Consider the following 19,140-nt stretch of genomic DNA (forward strand, 5'->3'; position numbering starts at 1 on the left):
GATTCGTCGTTAGGAAGATCCTCTAAATTTAGAGGGTCTTTTTTTATTGTTAGAATAAATGAAAAATTATACAATGAATTTAATTTAACGTAGAGGAGATGTGCCAATGTCAGCGCTTATTGTAAATATCCCGTTTATGAAACGAGGGGGTAAATAGGCTCGAATAATTATCCCCGTTATTTAATAAAGGGGGAGTTTGAAATGACGATGAATCTTTTTCAAAATAAAACGATTAAATTATCAGCTATGAGAGAAAAAGATGTTGAAGTAATGGCTATGTGGCAAGAAGATAGTGAGTATTTAAGAAATGTTGATACAGATGTAGCATTCCCGCAATCTTTAAATGAAATAGCAAGTGATGGGCTATTAAAAGGACGGAGATCGAATAGTGTATCTTTCATGTTGAGGACAGTTCAAGATGATCGTTTAATTGGTTTTGTTGCAATTCATGGCATAGAGTGGAATAACAGAACAGGGTTATTAGCAATTGGTATAGGAGATGCAAATAATAGAGGTAAGGGATATGGAAGAGAAGCAATCCATCTTATTTTAAAGTATGCTTTTTATGAATTGAATTTACACCGTGTCGGTCTTGATGTTATTTCTTATAACAAAGCTGCTATTGAGTTGTATAAAAAGATGGGTTTTCAAATGGAAGGCTGTATGAGAGAAGCTGTGCAAAGAGATGGGAAGTGTTTTGATCGCATGATTATGGGGATATTGCGGGATGAATGGATAGAGCTGCAAGGTTAGAAAGTACATTCGAAATTATATATGTAGTATGCAGGAGATATAATAATAATTGGCGAATTTTTACAGTGTACTGATTGCATTTATAAGGAGCTATGTGAGATGAATTTAGAAAAAGCAAAACCAGTAAATGAAGAGGTCGCTGAATTAAAGGAGTTAATTAAAGAATTGCACGGAAGTGTACATCAATTGCAAAGCGAAGTGCAGCAACTAAGGCACGAAAGACCGGTTGTTGAAGTGAGGAAAGGTGTTCAACTATCACCAGCAATCATTGGACAAATTGGTGGTATGATTTTAGGTGGATTAGCAATTATCGGTATATTTTGGTGAACGAAAAAAGGTATGCAGTTTAGCGCTACATACCTTTTTCGTTGTCGTTATTTGTCGGTAAGTCGATATTGTCTGTCGAATCGTCGATATACTTAGAAAATTGTTGATATATTTTAAAAATCGTCGATATAATTTCATGCACTACAACTTTTACATTAAATAACGTAAATATATATAAGCATGTGATAATAGTAATGCAATGATTGTTAACGGCAAACCAATTTTTAAGAAGTCCATATAAGAGAAAGCATGTCCTTCACGTTTAGCAATACCAGCAACGACTACGTTTGCTGATGCTCCGATTAACGTTCCGTTTCCTCCTAAGCAAGCTCCAAGTGATAATGCCCACCATAGTACTTCAATTTGCGGAGAATCGACAGATAGTCCGAGTCCTGTAGCTAAATCTTGAATAAGCGGAATCATCGTTGCGACAAAGGGGATATTATCAATTGTCGCAGATGCGATGCCTGATACCCATAATATAAGTACGGCAGCGAAACCAATATCACCGTTTGTTACGTCGAGTACTTCTTTTGCGAGTGAAGAAATAAGTCCGATATCAATTAATCCGCCAACGAGAACGAATAGTCCAGCGAAGAAGAAAATAGTTACCCATTCAACGTGGGCAAATACATCTTCAATATCATGTTCTTTCACGCCGATTAGCATAAGAAGTGTAGCGCCTGTCATCGCGATAACGGCAGCGTCTACGTGAATAATCGAATGAAGTACAAAGCCTAAAATAGTTAGTCCCAAAATCGTGATCGATTTTAAAAGGAGGCTTTGATCTTTAATATAATCTTTTTCGTTCAATGCCATTAATATTTTAATTTGCTCAGTTGTTGTTTTTAGTTTGTTGCGATACATGAAGTAAATAATGCCAAGTGTAACGATAGAAATAATAATTACGATAGGAGCTAAGTTAAGTAAAAAGGCATTAAAGTCTAAATGCTTATTTGCTGATCCAATCATAATATTAGGTGGGTCACCGATTAATGTTGCTGTTCCGCCTATATTTGAAAATAATACTTCTGAAATCAAATAAGGAACAGGGTTTACTTTTAAAATACGTGTAATGGACAGTGTAACAGGTACGATTAATAAAACGGTTGTTACGTTGTCCAAAAATGCAGATCCGACAGCAGTTAATAGGGATAGCAATAATAAAATGCGGATTGGTTTTCCGCCAGCTGCCTTCGCTGCTTTAATGGCCACAAATTCAAAGACGCCTGATTGACTCGTAATATGTACGAGAATCATCATCCCAATTAAAAGGGTGATTGTTTCCCATTGAATATGTGATGTGAAAGCAGCGTGTAAATCTACAATTCCAAAAATAATCATAATAGCAGCACCAAATAGTGCAATTACAGCACGATTCAATTTCTCAGAAATAATAAATCCGTACGTGACTAAAAATACGGCAATTGCAAAATAATATTGCCAATTTGCTACTTCATGTGCTGATTGTTCCAATCATGTCACCTTCTTTAAAGTATGTATTCAATTGTAAACATGCATCCTTCTGCATAATTTATATTGTAGCAAATTCAAAAAAGAAAGAAAACTATTTAACAAAGTGAAGGAAAAAATGATGATTTTACAGATTTTCCGAATAGGAAAGCCCACTACGTTGCGATAGTACCCCCTTTAGGGGTGGATGATAGTGAGGTCAAATGCGATGTACAGATAAAATACCGAAAGTATGTTCTGTACATCAAGTATTTGAAATGGTATGATTTTCATAACAGACAAGTAAAAGTCTCTAAAACAATCTTGTTCTCTGAAAACAGAATACATATGAGGTTGGAGTAACAAATTCTTCTACTCCGTAAAATGTATTGAGTCGTCAAGTACAAGACGCTAAAACACATTTGAGAACTCACAATCTGACTCGTTTGGTAATAGAACGAGTGCCGTATCTGCTAGATGCACTGGATACGGAGTGGTGATGGCACACCGCAATCTTGCACGTCAGCGATACTAGAAATAGACGTCGCCTTTGGTAGCAAGAATCCCATTGACGTTAGTCAGCTTGCGGCTTTAGCCGTGGGAGTGTCAAATATGATATAAAAAAATGAAGAAACACAGTGCAAATTATTAGGAAAAGTGGGCGTTGTCCTCTAATATAGAGATAGCAATTTACATTATTTTTGCGTAAAATGGTTTAAAGAGGTGAATTCCGATGGAAATAGTAAAAGATAGTTCTCTTATTCAAAATGAAATTGAACGTTTTGTAAATAAAGATGTATATATTCATTTAGAAACGACGAACGGAGCGTACGCGTCACACTTTAATGAAAAGATGATGACAGTTGGAGCATTCATTCGAAATGCAATTATTCGCTTTGAGCGCGGGAAAATAACTGGAACAAACCCATACCGAGTTGGTTTAAAGATGGATCACGGCTGGGTATATGCTGAAGGTATTACGCACTGGGAAGTAGACGATAAAGAGCGTTTATTACTAGCAGGGCATGATAATCAAGGTCGTTTAGCAGTAGCGCTTGAGTTAAGCTTAACGCCATTTAAGTAAGAAGGAGGGAAACTTATGGAGAGACATGTACTTGTTGTATTTCCGCATCCAGATGATGAAGCATTTGCTGCGGGAGGAACAATTCGCTTATTAACAGATCAAGGAGTACCTGTAACGTATGCGTGTGGTACTTTAGGACAAATGGGACGTAACATGGGAAAAAACGTGTTCGCTAACCGTGAAACGATTCCAAATATCCGTAAAAAAGAATTGAAAGATGCATGTGAAGCGATGGGGATTCAAGACTTAAGAATGCTTGGTTTCCATGATAAAACGTTAGAATTTGAAGATGTTGATTTCGTAGCAGATAAAATTGAAGCGATCATTCAAGAAGTAAATCCATCTCGAATTATTACATTTTATCCAGAGCACGGCGTACATCCAGATCATGATGCATTTGGCCGCGCTGTTGTTCGCGCTGTATCACGTATGTCAAAAGAAGAACGTCCAGTTATTCATGCGGTTGCGATTACGAAAAATCGCGAAGCTGTACTAGGTGAGCCGGATGTTGTAAATAATATTAGTGAAGTATTCGAGCATAAATTAGCTGCACTAGGTGCGCACCGTTCGCAAACAGAAGCGATGCTTGAAGAAACGCATGTAAAAATCAAAAACAAAGATGCAGCAACATTAAAATGGCTGCAACTGGAACAATTTTGGACTTATAAATGGGAGTAGACTAGAAGGGAACCTTCTAGTAGCTCTTACATAGAAAAAGCGCCGTCACTTGTGACGGTGCTTTTTTGTGCCATTAACAACATTAGCATCATCCTTTGTAAAAGATAGGAGAGCTTTAGCTACTTTCTTACTAGAATAAGAATTTTATAAGAAAGTTATTTGGTTTTATCATTATTTTAAACAAAAACAGTAAATAAATAATGTAATACAATAATTATTTATTGAAAAACGATAAACAACATGGTATTATCAAATTGAAAATTAGTAAGAGAGGTGCTTTTTATGAAATGTAAAACGAATGTTATGTATTAAAAAGAAATTGATAGAAATTAGGAAAATTATATATTTTAATAATAAAATAAGAAAAGGGAGTTAGAGCATGATTCATAAAACAGTAAAGAAAGTTATCTTAATTGCAGGTGGTTTGTATATTACTTATTTAGTAGGTGTAGTCACTTTAGCGGAATCGATCCCGTATCCTACATCTCAGCAACTTAAAGAAGCTGAAAAAGTAGTTGAACGCTATGTAGGTGAAAATAATGGAGTGAAAATGATAACTACATCTAGCAGCTTCACGGCTGAGATGTCCGATCGTACAATTCATATTGAAGGGAATTCAAAAGAGAATCCAAAACAAATATTTCGAATGGATTTAGATCAAGTTTCTAGTGAAAGTGAAAAGATAACCGAAAAATCGATAAATAAAATTTGTAAATCAAATGATGCAGGAAAGAAATTTACGTGTGCTGATGCTGAATAACTAAAGATAGGAATGTGTAGCAGCATAGTAACGGTTGATAACTACTATTCAAGTTAAATAGGAAAAAGCCTCGCAGGGGGGCGAGGCTTTAAAACAGGGTATTAAAAATTATCGGTTCATTAAGAATAATTTCTTTTGAATAAACTAATTTTAGCATGAAAACTTATATATATGTGTTACGAATTTATGAACAAAAAATCAATGATAAGAATATAGAAAAGATAATAATTTATTTAGAATCTATATCATTACATAAAGTTAGAGTGGAGAAGAGAGTATACTTTTTGTATGGTGTAATAAAGATATAGCCCGCCTACAGAAATAGGCAGGCTATTTTTTATAAAGAAAAGACAACTTAAGGCTAGAGCCCTTGTTAAGAAATAGGGTGAAAACAAGATTTTTTAACGAGAGATAAGGTCGTTCAACAGATAAAGATATCGTATTTGAAACACGTGATTATTCGTGGGTTAAGTTATATTTTTGATAAAAAATCTTTAAAAAGCATTACAATTCCTAGAAGAGATAAGACTTCAATCGAAAACCAAAATACACTTTTTTGAGGTTTTTTAAATTCCATTATTATGGAGAAAAATAAAAAGATAGCAATGAGAAAAAAAATTAAGAGACGAAGTATATCAAACATCAATAGCACTCCTAATAGTTAATTTGTTTCACTATATAGTTATTTCCAATATTACAGAATTTAAGAAGCGACTAATTAATATTAAAGCAAAAAGTTCTCAGAATCCATGAATTAAAAATGAAAAAATTTGAGCCACTGAAAACAGGGGGATTATATATTAATTAGTTTAGCGATTGAAAGAGTAATTTTTTAATCTTGTAAATGTCTGGTTAGTTCAACTAAACAATTAGTGGGGGATAGATACCCCTCTTAATGATTAGAATTTCACTTTATTTGTTTTCTTTTTTATATAAAGCCTTAGAACTGGAATTTAGTAATGGTTTATAAGAAACATATATTTTGAATTATTTAATAGAATAATATATATTTATATAGATTTAATGATTTTAGTTTGTTAAAAATGGGGAAATCGATATGAAGGTTAAATTTGCTGTAATAAAAGATGAGAACTTTGATTGTAGTTTATTGGAAAGAAAATTAATGAAAACTTTTAAAGAAGTAGATTGTGAAGCAGATATTGTAAAGATTGAGGATGGTATTTTTGAAAACAATGGTATACAAACGCATTTATTAGAAATAACCATTCATGTTACTGGAAAAAATATTGGGTATAGGTCTGTTTCTGCCAGTATATTTATTGTTCTAGAGAGTTTATCAATGGAACTATTTCGTATTACTATTAGTATACATTAAGCAGCTAACAAAGTAGAAATCATACTGACTATATTGAGTTAGTAAACATGAAAATGGTGATGAAAACAATAGAAATTATCTTAGGTGCTCTCGTATGCTGGAGAGCACCTTGTTTACTGTTACATAAACAAGGGATTCCTTTTCTATATTTAATTTATCCTAACGCTAATTTTAATATAGAAGAATGGAAACATAATTAGATTTTGCAAATAATTTGGTGCGCACATATACGGAATGTATTCACCGGTAAGAGGGTTGTCTCATAATATATATAGATTTTTCTATTAAGATGAACAGAGGGTGTGAATATATGGAAGATGTTTATGCTAAAATTGACAGTCTCAAGGCCGACCAAAAAGAAATTATGAGAGACATTCGTGCTTTAGAAACGCGTACCACTATTAATGAGAAAGACATAGCAACAATTAATAAGCAATTAGAAAAAATAAGTACAAACACAACTTGGATTTTGGGTATTATTATTAGTACGATAATAATGTCAGTTTTAGGATTGATATTAAAAGGGATGATTTAAAAGAAAGAGGGGAGCTCCCTCTTTCTTTTATGTAAATAAGAAGCTATACATTTTCCGTTTCTTTTTCATCTGCATACTGAATCGGCTACACTAAGTTGGACAGATACTATAAGGGCTAGTAGACTTAACATACTAACCTAAGGGAGCGTGCTACTATGTCACGTCAACGTCGAACTTTTACACCAGAATTTAAACTTCAATTAGTAAAGCTATATGGAAATGGAAAGTCCCGTGCAGATATCTGTCGAGAATATGAAATAACGCCTTCTGCGTTGGATCGCTGGATTAAGAATCATCAAGAAACTGGGACATTTACTGCTAAAGAAAATCGGACAGAAGAAGAAAATGAGTTAATCAGATTACGTAAAGAAAATCAACGTTTAATGATGGAGAATGACATTTTAAAGCAAGCAGCGCTGATCATGGGACGAAAATAGATGTGATCCGAAATAACACTCACAAATATTCAGTATCAGCAATGTGTAACGTCCTTAACATCGCCAAAAGTACCTACTACTATCACGCCAAGCCGCGTGAACAAGACGCACATGAAAAAGAAGACGTTGAGCTTTCCAACGAAATAGAACGACTCTTTAAAGAAAGCCGTAGTAACTATGGTACTCGTAAACTCAAAGTAGAATTAAAGAAACAGAAGATGGTCGTTTCTAGACGTCGAATCGGTCGAATTATGAAACAATTAGGACTTGTATCAAATTATACGGTGTCACAATACAAGCCGTATAAACAAACCTGTAATGAAGCACCAATCAAAAATGAGTTACAACGTCAGTTTAAACAAGAAGAGCAATTAGCTGTAGTTGTCAGTGATTTAACATACGTCCGTGTTGAAAAAAAATGGCACTATGTATGCTTATTTGTGGACCTTTTCAACCGAGAAATTATAGGTTACAGTGCTGGTCCAAATAAGACAGCAGACCTTGTGTATAAAGCATTAGCGAGTATTAAAGGAAATTTACATAACATCAAGATGTTTCATACAGACCGAGGAAAAGAGTTTGATAATAAACTGATTTCAGAGGCTTTAGAAACATTCAGAATTCAACGATCATTAAGTATGAAGGGCTGCCCCTACGATAACGCTGTGGCCGAAGCGATGTTCAAAGTGTTTAAAACAGAATTCGCAAACGGAGCACACTTCGCTTCTCTTGAACAGCTCGCTCTTGAACTTGATGATTATGTTCATTGGTTTAACAACATTCGAATTCACGGAACACTAGGCTATTTAACGCCAGTGGAATATAAGAAACAGACCTTATAAAAATTGTCCAGTCTAGTGTTGACATTCCACAGTTTGGGTGTAAACTGTGGTTTTTTTTATAGGGGACCAACACTTCGCAAACAAGTTAAGCTCATACAACGTCAATTTTTGTTTTGTTAGCTTAATAGTAGCCCTATTACAATTAAAATAATATGTCTATATTGTTTTAAGTACTCTTTTTATAATAAAACTTAATCAATTTTAATATATGTTATGTATAACATATATTTATCTAAAATAAGGGGGGATATCATGACTGAAATAAACGAATTTTCAGGAAGGAATTTACAAAAGGATGTGAAGTTTTCTATTATAATCCCTGCACATAATGAAGAAAAATACATTAGAAAATGTTTGGATTCAATTGCAAAAGCATCAGAAGCATATAAAGAGCAAACGGAAGTTATAGTTGTTTTAAATCGTTGCACAGATAAAACAGAGGAAATAGCAAAATCTTATGATTGTATTACATTAAAAAATGAAGATAAAAACTTATCTAAAATCCGAAATGCAGGGGCAGAAATAGCTAGTGGAGAAATAATCGTTACTATAGATGCTGATACGATAATGACAGAGTCTTTGTTATCTAATGTAGATAAATATTTATCTTCAGGTAAATATATTGGTGGTGGGGTGAATGGGAAGTTCGAAAGAATGTCTTTTGGAATATTCTTTTCTGCAATTCTAATTATAATTCCCTTACTTTTTAAGTACGGAGCTATATCTGTGGGGATTTTTTGGTGTTATAGAAAAGATTTTATGGCAATTAACGGATTTAATGAAAACATGCTTATGGCAGAAGATGCAGATTTCGCGAAACGGTTAAAAGAATGGGGAAAACGAAATAATAAGAAATTTGGTACCATTAAAAATGGCATGATAACTTCATGCAGAAGATTTGATACATATGGAGACTGGGCTTTACTTAAAAATCCAAAAGTAATATTAGCTTATCTAAAAGGAAATGATCAAAAATATGCAGATAAGACATATTATGATAATCAAGAAAGATAACGATGGAGAAAAGCGGCAGGAAATAGGGAGAACAGCAGATTTTCTTATACATAATGAGAGCCTAACTTAATTTAATAGATATGATAAGAAAACCATCAATTTGATTAGTCCTTTTTCAAATCAATGGTTTTTATTTTTGAAATAAATATCTATTTTTTTATAAAAATATTTTTTGACCCCCATAAAACTTTGTATTCCTCCGAATATGTATAGTGAAGAAAATAAATAGAAGAAAATTGATTATGAAAGAATATTGACGTGTTAATAAAATTACTAGATTAAGTGGGGCATCCGAAATAAAAGGGTGAAATTACCAATGATATAGAGAAGAGTTATTCAAGGATTGCAGATAAAATAGAAACAGAGCAAGCAAAACAAGCGGAAGAAAATAAGAAAGTAGAGTGAAATGTAAGCCTAACTGTAAGAACGATAGAAAAGTTGGCTTTGAAAAATATGAACAACAAGAAGACAAGCCTAAAGAAACTGTGGTTGAATGGTCACTTGTTTAGTGACCATTTTTCTATTTCAAGCAGAAGGAGGGAGAGAGATTACCCGTGTTGAGTTTAGTAATGAAGATCTTAAGAAAACCGAAAATAGAAGATATCGTATGTAACATACAAAATAATGAAGAAGATAAAGAAGCTTTTATCGTACAGTATCAGCCGTTTATTAGAAAATCAATCTCGTCTGTCTGCCGCCGATATATTACAGAACAGGATGATGAATATAGTATTGGATTGTTTGCGTTTAACGAAGCAATTGAACAGTATTCATATAAAAAAGGGAAATCTTTTCTAGCGTTTGCTGATCTTCTTATAAAAAGAGATGTAATTGACTATATACGCAAGGAGTCTAAGCATAACCTTGTCTTTTTAAAAGAAGATGAGCAAGAGGAAATGTTAGAAATGCAAGTATCGCTTACGGAGTATATGAAGGAAATAGAAAATGATAACCGTAAGGAAGAAATTCTCCATTTTCAAAGTGTGTTAGCTGAGTTTAAAATCACATTTTCAGAGCTTGCTAAAGAATCTCCTAAGCATCGTGATACGCGTGAACACTTAATAGAAATTGTAAAGATGATTATAAAAGAAGAGGAAATGATGGAGGAGCTGTTCCGGAAGAAAAAGTTACCGCTTAAACATATTGAACCGCGTGTTAGGGTAAGTCGTAAAACGTTGGAGCGGCATAGAAAATATATCATTGCAATGTGTATTATCTTCGCAAACAACTATACATACATTCTTGATTATATAAGGGGAGGGAAGCATGATGAATAAAGGAATTGTGATGGATATAAAAAAACATAGCGTAGTTGTTTTAACGCCAAATGGAGAGTTTATTTCGTGTAAAAGAAAAGGGGATTCTTGCATGATTGGAGAGGAAATTTCATTTGATGAGCAAGAACAAAAAGTATCGCGTTTTTCAATCCCTTATTTCTTAAAGCCGGCATCATTACTTGTTGCTTGTTTTCTATGTGCGCTGTTATTTTTCTACAACCAACCGGAAGAAAAAGTATTCGCTTACGTCTCAGTTGATATAAATCCAAGTTTAGAAGTGAGCGTAACGAAGGATCTTCGCGTTATAGATTTACAAGCTTGTAATGATGATGGAAGGCGTATTTTAAAAGAATTAAAGCAATGGGAAAATAAACAATTGCAAGAAGTAATACGTACAATTATAAAGCAGAGTCAAGAGGATAAGTATTTAACGAATGATAAGCAAGTTATGCTAACCGCTATTGCAAAGGATAAGTTGCTAGAACCGAAGTTGGAAAAGGTAATGAAAGAATTAAAGAAAGAATATGAGCTAAAACATATTACAGTCGAATATCAAAATAGCACGATGCAAGTACGAGAGAATGCTAGAAAAGCTGGAATGGGCACAGGTGTCTATATAAAGCAAGAGAATGAGAAGAACAAATCGGTTACGCCGCCCGCCACGCCGTCTAATCCGGTGGAAAACGAAGAAGAGAGGCAATCGCAGCCGGATTCATCTGCTGATGTAGCGCCAGATTTGTCTTCTGTAAAAGACAAAAAATATGAGAAGCCAGAGCATAAAGAACAAAAGAAAATAGAGGAACAGCCAACGAAGCAAATAAAAGAAAACAATGGTAGAGGATCTCAGCAAGAAAATAGGGGGAATCAGCAGGAGAATAACGGTAGGGAATCCCAACAAGGAAATAATGGGAATCAGCAAGGAAACAACGGTCGAGAATCCCAACAAGGGAATAATGGAAATCAGCAAGGAAACAACGGAAGAGGATCGCAAGGGAATAATGGACACCAGCAAGAGAACAATGGAAGAGGATCGCAAGGGAATAATGGGAATCAGCAAGGAAATAACGGGAGAGGGTCCCAAGGAAATAATGGGAATCAGCAAGGAAACAACGGAAGAGGGTCCCAAGGAAATAATGGGCACCAGCAAGGAAACAACGGAAGAGTACCCCAAGGAAACAATGGGAATCAGCAAGGTGACAATGGAAGAGGATCCCAAAAAGAAAATGTTGGAAACGAGCAAGGAAACAATGGTAGGGGATCTCAACAAGAGAATAGAGGCCACCAGCAAGGGAATGAAAAGAAGAATCAATAGAAATATAGAAGTGGGAGATTCATTTTAAAGTGAAAAGGAGTTATCTCACTATTGCGGGCAGTAAAACTCCCATCTCAAAATTTGGCTAGGGAAAAGAAGTTAGGTGGGAGTTGAGCTGCTTAAAGTTGCACTTTATTATTTTATAGTTCTATTAAGAAGGAGTATGTGAAAAATATAATGGAGAAAAACATTCAACAAGAGAAAGATAAAGTAAAACCTGTTTTTTATGATCCGAAAGGAAGAAGAAACATAGCTTTTATTTCGTTTCTATGTATCTCAATAGTTAGCGTAAGTGTTGTATTTTATTTTTTCTTTCAAAGTATTTTTTCAACACCAGAAATTCCAAATATGAATACCGCTGTACAACAAGATAATAAACTTGTACCAATTAATCAAAAACTTAGTGATCAGCAGTTAAAGAAGGAAGAGTTTAAACCAAATACCGAAACGAAGGATAATAAAAATTTGGTGAATTCGCCGAAGGATAGTAAACAACGTAAAGAAGTGTATGGTTTTTATGTAAACTGGGATGAAAATAGTACCGCTTCTTTAAAAGAAAATATCGATTCATTAACCACGCTAGTACCAGAGTGGTATCATTTAAAAGCAGATTTAACGATTAGAAGTGAGATAAAACCTGAGATAGTAAAGTTAGCAGAAAAAAATCAAGTGAAAATTATGCCTTTACTAACTAACTATACTGAGGAAGCTTCTGGTCCGGATAGTGGGCTAATTCATAAGTTGCTGAATTCCTCAAATGATGTAAAGACAAAGTTTATAAATGATTTAGTAAAGCAAGTTGAAAAGAATCGATTTGCGGGTATTAATATTGACTTTGAGGCTGTACCTGAAAGTGATAGAGAAAACTTAACAAATTTTATGAAAGAACTTACTACGGTCTTTCATAAACATGATTTGCTCGTTACACAAGATGTTCCAGCTAATGATAAGGCTTTTGATTATAGTGCGTTAGCAAAAATAATAGATCGAATGATTGTAATGATGTACGATGAGCACTATGGAGCAGGAGAGCCAGGACCAATTGCTTCAAATAAATGGTTTCAACATACATTGAAAGAACTGAATATTCCGTCTAATAAACTTATAGTTGCTTTCGGTAACTATGGATATGATTGGAAAGTAAATAGTAAGGAACCGGCGAAATCTTTAACTTTTTCAGAAGTTATGGTAATGGCTCATAATTCAGATATGAATATTCAATGGGATAAGATGAGTGGAAATCCTTATTTTAGATATAAAACAGGAGATAAAGAACATACTGCTTGGTTCTTAGACGGCGTTACTCTCTATAATCAAGTGAAAATCGCAATGGACAACAATGCAAAGGGGTTTGCGTTATGGCGATTAGGAGCAGAAGATCCTACAATATGGAAAGTTTTAAAAAATCCGATTGAGGCACAAAAAAATCCTGATGTATTACATAAAATCACTAGTTTAGATGAAGTGAATTATTCTGGACAAGGTGAAATTTTACAGATTGAGAATGAAAAGCAAAATGGATTGAGAGATTTTAAAGTAGGTAAAGATGGTTATCTTACAGATGAAGTATATCAATCCTTACCATCTGCATACGAAGTGCAACGATATGGAAAACCGAAAGGGAAACAAGTAGTACTAACATTTGATGATGGACCAGACCCGAAATATACGCCGGAAATCTTAGATATATTAAAAGAGAATAAAATAAAAGCTGCTTTTTTTGTCCTTGGTGAAAACGCACAACTAAATCCTAGTATTGTGAAAAGAATATACGATGAAGGGCATGAAATTGGCAATCATACTTTCAAGCATCCTAACGTAGCTGATACGTCTTTACTACGAACAAAAGTAGAACTTAATACGACGCAACGTCTGATCCAGGAAATAACTGGGCATTCTACAGTTTTGTTTAGGCCACCATACGAAGCGGATGCTAACCCGGATTCCTCAAATGAAATATTGCCTATTTTACGGGCACAAAATATGAACTATACAATGGTAGCAGAAAAAGTGGATCCTGAGGACTGGGCAACACCATCAACAAATGAATTAGTAAAGCGTGCTCTTAATCCCGTTTATAAGGGAGAGGGAAATATTATTCTTCTCCATGATGCGGGAGGGAATCGTACCCATACGGTAGAGGCGTTGCCGATCATTATTAAAGAGCTTAAAAAGCATGGATATAGTTTTGTAACAATTTCAGATTTAATGAATAAAGAACGTGATGAAATTATGCCCCCAGTTTCTTCTGAGGGTGAGCAGTATTTACTTTACAATAAAGCTGTCTTTTCAGGGGCGGGATACTTTAAACATATATTAACAACTATTTTTTATATCGCTATTGGATTAGGGATTTTTCGATTCTTATTCTTAATTTATTTTGCATGGAAGCAGAAAAGAAAAACGCTATCTCGCACTATTCATTCGTCCTATCAACCTTTTGTTAGTGTTGTCATAGCAGCATATAATGAAGAAAAGGTGATAGCTAAGACGATTCGCTCAATTTTGGATAGTAAGTATGGAGAATTTGAAGTTATTGTTGTGGATGACGGATCAACAGATGGTACGTCAAAAGTAATGCAAGAAACATTTTATAAACACCCTAAAGTTCGTTTCATTCAGAAAGAAAACGGCGGGAAATCATCGGCAATGAACTTAGGGTTTCAACAATCGCGAGGAGAGATCATTGTCACTTTAGATGCGGATACTATTATTGCGCAAGACGCCATTTCTCTCATGGTTAGACACTTTGAAGATCAAAATGTAGCAGCAGTTTCAGGTAATGTCAAAGTGGGGAATAGACGAAACTTGTTAACTACTTGGCAACATGTTGAATATATTACAGGGTTTAATTTAGAACGCAGAGCTTTTGATGAGTTAAATTGTATTACAGTCGTTCCAGGAGCTATCGGGGCATGGCGTAAGAAGAATGTTGTTGAATCTGGATATTTAAGCGAAGATACATTAGCAGAAGATACGGATCTTACTATTACATTTTTACGTCAAGGACATAGAATTGTATATGAAGAAAAAGCGTATGCTTTTACGGAGTCACCTGAAGATGTGAAAAGTCTCATTAAACAGCGATATCGTTGGTCATATGGTACACTCCAATGTCTTTGGAAACATCGAAAAGCGTTATGTAATTCAAAGCATAAAACGTTAGGGTTTATTGCATTGCCTAACATGTGGTTATTCCAATATGTTCTGCAATTCATTGCTCCTTTTGCAGATATATTAATGATTATGGGGTTATTTAGTAGTGATCCGCTAAAAGTTTTAGGATTTTATTTTGTATTCTTTTTAATGGATCTTCTCGCATCTCTATTTGCATTTAAATTAGAGGAAGAGAATCCGAAACCATTAGTATGGTTAATTTTACAACGCTTTATTTATCGTCAATTTATGACTTATGTTGTCGTTAAATCTATATTCTCATCGATTCGAGGAATAGCGGTAGGTTGGAATAAGCTAAAGAGAGTGGGAAGTGTAGAACATTCTACGGAACATAAGGAGGCATCTTAAGAGAGCAGGTTATCTGCTCTCTTTTTCATTGATTTTAGTGAGCTGAGTGTAGAGTAGATACGTCTGTATCTATAAGGGTACTGATAGTGAGACATTATGTTAAGATACTCCTTTAGTTTCGGAAAAAAGTTTTTTTATATTTTTTTAAAATGACGGACATAAAATCGTACATACCTTCGAATTATATATATGGATAACATAAATATGTATATAAAAGGGGAAAATAAGATGAAAGAACAAAAAGAAATGTTTGAAGAAATCTCTGAAGTACTAAAGGTATTGGCACATCCTGTTCGTTTATCCTTAGTAAAAATAATGCTTGCAAAAGGTCCCACTAATGTAACAACAATGTATGGGGATTTACAAATGCCTCAAAGTACAATTAGTCAACATTTATCTAAATTAAAAGCTGCTAAAATGGTTACAGGTACTCGGAAAGGATTAGAAATTTATTATGAAGTAACTGACAATCGTACAAAATCAATATTAGCATGTTTAGTTTAAATGCTGACGTCTATTTCAAAATAAGAAACGCTATTCTTTCCTATGCTTTTATAGAGAGAATAGCGTTTTTTACAATTGGTATGTTTAAAGAAAAAATGATACAAGGATTTACTATGATACGAGGTACTTTGATGACAGATAAAGCCACAAAATTGTCAGATGTAGAAGTTGAGTTTGATTTTATTCAAAGTACTCTCCGTACAATAGATGGACGTACATTAGTAATTGGTAAGCAGGGATATATGCCTATAGAATGGAGTGAAAGGTTTATGGGTTTAAATGTACCTACTATTACCTTAGGTTCTAATGCGTCTAATAACGAAAAAATTCTCGGTTTAGGTGTGCTCCTTTATAGTTTACGTACAATTGAGATTAGAAAAAGTCGGGCAAGTGTTTAATGAGGTAGAAGTAGTGTTTATATGCGAAATTGTATAGAAATCTCATTTTTCTAATTATATCTTTTTAGATTGATGGATGTGGGGTCACGTCCATCAATCTAAGAAAACAAGTTAGCCCAAAAACGATAAAAATAAAATTTATAAAAACACAAAATATAAACATTGAGGATTAAACAAAGTATATAGTGCCTTTTTAGTCATGTAATCTTTTGAGCTGATGATCTTTTCCCCATTCAAATAGTTCATTCATAATTTGCATTAAAGATTTCCCGTATTCGCTTATTGTGTACTCAACCTTTGGTGGTACTTCTTGATATACAGTACGATGGATAATCCCATCAGCTTCAAGTTGCCGAAGTTGTTGAGTCAGAACTTTTTGCGTAATGTTTGGGATTTCTCGTCGGATTTCATTTGTTCGCATTTTTCCATCCATCAAAACACATAAAATATGAACTTTCCATTTTCCACCGATTACATCGAGCGTCGTTGCAATTGGACAGTTATCATTTTGATTCATATAACACCTCCAAAGGTACCTCAAGGTTCCTATAGCACCTGAAAGTACGTACTTTTCAATTATATGTAATGCATTCATACTAATATGTAAAGGATTGATTCATTTATAAAGGGGATGGAAAATGATGAGAACACTTGTAATTGTAGCACACCCTCATATTGAAAAATCAAAAATTAATAAAAGATGGACAGAAGAACTTGAGAAACATTCAGATGAAATTACGGTGCATGAATTATATAAAGTGGCACCAAACTGGGAGTTTAATATTGAAGAAGAGCAAAAGTTATTAGTAGAACATGACAGATATATATTTCAATTTCCGCTTTACTGGTACAGCACACCGCCATTATTAAAAAAATGGTTTGATGATGTATTAACATATGGATTTGCATACGGATCAAAAGGGGATAAAGTGAAGGGAAAAGAGTTTGGTGTAGCAGTTTCTATAGGTGGATTAGAAAAAGATTATGAAAATAGCGGAATTACGATGGATGAGTTGACGAAACCATTCCAAGCTACTTGCTTATATACAGGTATGGAATTTATACCTTCATTTTATTTATATGGTGCAGAATATAAACTAAGTGATGAAGAGATTGATAAAAGTGCACCTGAGTATGTGCGATATGTAATGAATAAGAAGTATTCTAATATATAAGAGGAAATAGCCATTTACTTGTGAAGTAAATGGCTATTTTATATTCTTATTATATTCACTAAGTGTAATCTTTAGTAAATTAATAGTTAATCTGGTAAAATAAAAAACCTAACATATATAAAGGGGAGTTTTACTTGAGAACGATGCAAAAATTATTACAAAAAAGAGCAATGCAATCACCAAATTTGGAAGCGCTTGTAGGCGGAGGGAAAAGATATTCGTTTCAGCAGTATAATGAACGAGTAAATCAGCTTGCACATTATTTGTTACATAGTGGTGTGCAAAGAGGGGATCGTATAGGAATACTATGCAAAAATAATCATCCGTTTCCAAGCGTTATGATGGCAAGTTTAAAAATTGGAGCGGTATGTATTCCGCTAAATCATCAGCTTACTGTATATGAATTAGAAACGATTGTAAAAGAAGCGAAATTAAAAGTGTTAGTTATTGATGAAGAATTTAGTGAAGTGTTATTAAATGTTGATGCTGTTAAAGAAATTCCTTATGTAATTCAAACGACAAAAGAAGGCTTTGGTTCATTTGAATTAGAGTTGCAAAAACAACCAACGACAGAACCGAACGTAGAAGTGCATGAAGAGGATGATGCCATTTACTTATTTACTTCGGGAACGACTGGACAGGCAAAAGCATGTGTAATTGGACATAAAAACTTACATCAATATTTTGCAGAGATTGCGGGACAAAGAGAAATTCCAACAGGTGAACGCTTTTTATCCGTGCATCCATTGTTTCATATGAGTGGTGTGCTTTCTATTTTAAATTGTATTTATCATGGTGTTACGATGATCTTCTTAGCTGATTCGAATCCTACTCTTATTTGGGATAAGATTGAAGAAGAGAAAATTACTACGATGCTTGCATTCCCAGCTGTTTATAGCTATATGCTTGATGAACTAAATAAAAAAGAACGTAACATTTCTACTTTTAAAGTAGCACAAAGCGGTGGAACAAAGGTGCCAGAAACACTCATCCAAAAATATATGGAAAAAGGAATCTATATGGTGCAAGGCTATGGTAGTACAGAAGGTTGGGTTGTAACATCATGGCATCCAATGATGGGAAAAGAAAAGATGTCTTCTGTAGGAAAAACATTGAAAAATGTAGAGGTAAAAATTGTTCATCCAGAAACAGGCGATGAACTAAAAACAAATGAAGTTGGAGAGATTCATGTAAGAAGTCCATACATGTTTAAAGGGTATTGGAATAATGAAAAGGCGACAAAGAAGGTAGTAAAAGATAATTGGTTTAACATGGGTGATGCTGGCATGATAGATGACGACGGATTCCTGCATATTATGGGAAGATATAAAGACGTTATTATACGTGGTGGTGACAATGTATATCCAGACCAAGTAGAAGATGTTATTCATGAAATACAAGGTGTTTTAGAAGTTGCAGTAGTTGGAGTTCCAGATGAATTTTGGGGAGAGGTTCCAAGAGCTTACATTGTGAAGGATGGCGAAACAACAGTAACAGAAGAAAGTATTATTCAGTATTGTAAGGAGAAATTAGCAAGTTACAAAATTCCAGAAGTGGTATTCGTAGAAGAATTACCGAAAAACGCTTTAGGGAAAGTGTTGAAGAGGGAATTAAGGGATGTAGTTCTTGTGAAATAAAAATGTTATTAAACGATGAAGAACCCAGTTATGTATAAAGCATGACTGGGTTTTTGTCTATCAAAACATAATAATTTACTAGATTTTGTATTTT

17 protein-coding genes and 1 pseudogene are annotated in these 19,140 nt (G+C 34.1%); 16 read left to right on the forward strand and 2 right to left on the reverse strand.

Annotation, left to right across the window (positions count from 1 at the left end):
• Positions 1-201 precede the first annotated feature (201 nt).
• Together QCI73_RS10520 and QCI73_RS10525 are read left to right on the forward strand one after the other, a co-directional pair.
• A complete protein-coding gene (locus tag QCI73_RS10520; protein WP_000178479.1) occupies positions 202-753 on the forward strand; it encodes a GNAT family N-acetyltransferase in 552 nt (183 codons plus the stop codon).
• Between the two features lie 99 nt (positions 754-852).
• Positions 853-1,080: a coiled-coil domain-containing protein gene (locus tag QCI73_RS10525; RefSeq protein WP_001047301.1), complete on the forward strand. Its 228-nt coding sequence runs from the start codon at positions 853-855 to the stop codon at positions 1,078-1,080.
• A gap of 150 nt (positions 1,081-1,230) precedes the next feature.
• Here QCI73_RS10525 and QCI73_RS10530 read toward each other — a convergent pair whose 3' ends face one another.
• A complete protein-coding gene (locus tag QCI73_RS10530) occupies positions 1,231-2,556 on the reverse strand; it encodes an ArsB/NhaD family transporter (protein ID WP_262726259.1) in 1,326 nt (441 codons plus the stop codon).
• Between the two features lie 709 nt (positions 2,557-3,265).
• Between QCI73_RS10530 and QCI73_RS10535 the strand changes: the two genes are divergently transcribed.
• From QCI73_RS10535 to QCI73_RS10590, 12 genes and pseudogenes are all read left to right on the forward strand, one after another.
• On the forward strand, positions 3,266-3,616 hold the full coding sequence (locus QCI73_RS10535) for a YojF family protein (protein WP_000407039.1): 351 nt from the start codon (positions 3,266-3,268) through the stop codon (positions 3,614-3,616).
• A gap of 15 nt (positions 3,617-3,631) precedes the next feature.
• A complete protein-coding gene (gene bshB2 / locus QCI73_RS10540) occupies positions 3,632-4,294 on the forward strand; it encodes a bacillithiol biosynthesis deacetylase BshB2 (protein WP_000439477.1) in 663 nt (220 codons plus the stop codon).
• A 379-nt stretch (positions 4,295-4,673) separates the two neighbouring features.
• Positions 4,674-5,054, forward strand: a complete 381-nt coding sequence (locus QCI73_RS10545; RefSeq protein WP_353822867.1) for a hypothetical protein — start codon at positions 4,674-4,676, stop codon at positions 5,052-5,054.
• A gap of 1,057 nt (positions 5,055-6,111) precedes the next feature.
• Positions 6,112-6,390 carry a hypothetical protein gene (locus QCI73_RS10550; RefSeq protein ID WP_000865001.1) on the forward strand — a complete coding sequence of 93 codons (279 nt, stop codon included), beginning with the start codon at positions 6,112-6,114 and terminating at the stop codon, positions 6,388-6,390.
• A 310-nt stretch (positions 6,391-6,700) separates the two neighbouring features.
• The gene (locus tag QCI73_RS10555) at positions 6,701-6,925 is read left to right on the forward strand and encodes a hemolysin XhlA family protein (RefSeq protein ID WP_353822868.1); all 225 of its coding nucleotides are present in this window, start codon (positions 6,701-6,703) and stop codon (positions 6,923-6,925) included.
• Positions 6,926-7,080: 155 nt separating this feature from the next.
• Positions 7,081-8,204, forward strand: a protein-coding gene (locus QCI73_RS10560) for an IS3 family transposase (protein WP_085964333.1) whose coding sequence is annotated in 2 segments (ribosomal slippage) — positions 7,081-7,327 and positions 7,327-8,204 — 1,125 coding nt in all. Because the reading frame shifts where the segments join, the coding sequence is not laid out codon by codon here.
• 252 nt (positions 8,205-8,456) lie between these two features.
• Positions 8,457-9,218, forward strand: coding sequence for a glycosyltransferase family 2 protein (locus QCI73_RS10565; RefSeq protein WP_353822869.1), 762 nt, complete (start codon positions 8,457-8,459; stop codon positions 9,216-9,218).
• A 554-nt stretch (positions 9,219-9,772) separates the two neighbouring features.
• Positions 9,773-10,495, forward strand: coding sequence for an RNA polymerase sigma factor SigI (sigI, locus tag QCI73_RS10570; RefSeq protein ID WP_033704180.1), 723 nt, complete (start codon positions 9,773-9,775; stop codon positions 10,493-10,495).
• A complete protein-coding gene (gene rsgI / locus QCI73_RS10575) occupies positions 10,485-11,807 on the forward strand; it encodes an anti-sigma-I factor RsgI (protein ID WP_353822870.1) in 1,323 nt (440 codons plus the stop codon). Before sigI ends, rsgI begins: the two co-directional genes overlap by 11 nt.
• A gap of 177 nt (positions 11,808-11,984) precedes the next feature.
• Positions 11,985-15,332, forward strand: a complete 3,348-nt coding sequence (locus QCI73_RS10580) for a trifunctional glycoside hydrolase family 18/polysaccharide deacetylase/glycosyltransferase family 2 protein (RefSeq protein ID WP_353824101.1) — start codon at positions 11,985-11,987, stop codon at positions 15,330-15,332.
• Between the two features lie 228 nt (positions 15,333-15,560).
• A complete protein-coding gene (locus QCI73_RS10585) occupies positions 15,561-15,836 on the forward strand; it encodes an ArsR/SmtB family transcription factor (protein WP_000662958.1) in 276 nt (91 codons plus the stop codon).
• Between the two features lie 74 nt (positions 15,837-15,910).
• Positions 15,911-16,234, forward strand: a pseudogene (locus tag QCI73_RS10590) (hypothetical protein); the annotation flags it as partial.
• A 193-nt stretch (positions 16,235-16,427) separates the two neighbouring features.
• On the opposite strand, the gene QCI73_RS10595 reads toward QCI73_RS10590, so the two are convergent.
• Positions 16,428-16,751: a winged helix-turn-helix transcriptional regulator gene (locus QCI73_RS10595; RefSeq protein ID WP_001072984.1), complete on the reverse strand. Its 324-nt coding sequence runs from the start codon at positions 16,749-16,751 to the stop codon at positions 16,428-16,430.
• A gap of 124 nt (positions 16,752-16,875) precedes the next feature.
• Here QCI73_RS10595 and QCI73_RS10600 point away from each other — a divergent pair, with 124 nt between their 5' ends.
• Positions 16,876-17,409: an NAD(P)H-dependent oxidoreductase gene (locus QCI73_RS10600; RefSeq protein ID WP_041184936.1), complete on the forward strand. Its 534-nt coding sequence runs from the start codon at positions 16,876-16,878 to the stop codon at positions 17,407-17,409.
• Positions 17,410-17,552: 143 nt separating this feature from the next.
• Positions 17,553-19,046 carry a class I adenylate-forming enzyme family protein gene (locus tag QCI73_RS10605; protein WP_353824102.1) on the forward strand — a complete coding sequence of 498 codons (1,494 nt, stop codon included), beginning with the start codon at positions 17,553-17,555 and terminating at the stop codon, positions 19,044-19,046.
• Positions 19,047-19,140: the final 94 nt, after the last annotated feature.

This window comes from Bacillus cereus group sp. MG16, from assembly GCF_040459875.1.
GTDB lineage: Bacteria > Bacillota > Bacilli > Bacillales > Bacillaceae_G > Bacillus_A > Bacillus_A paranthracis.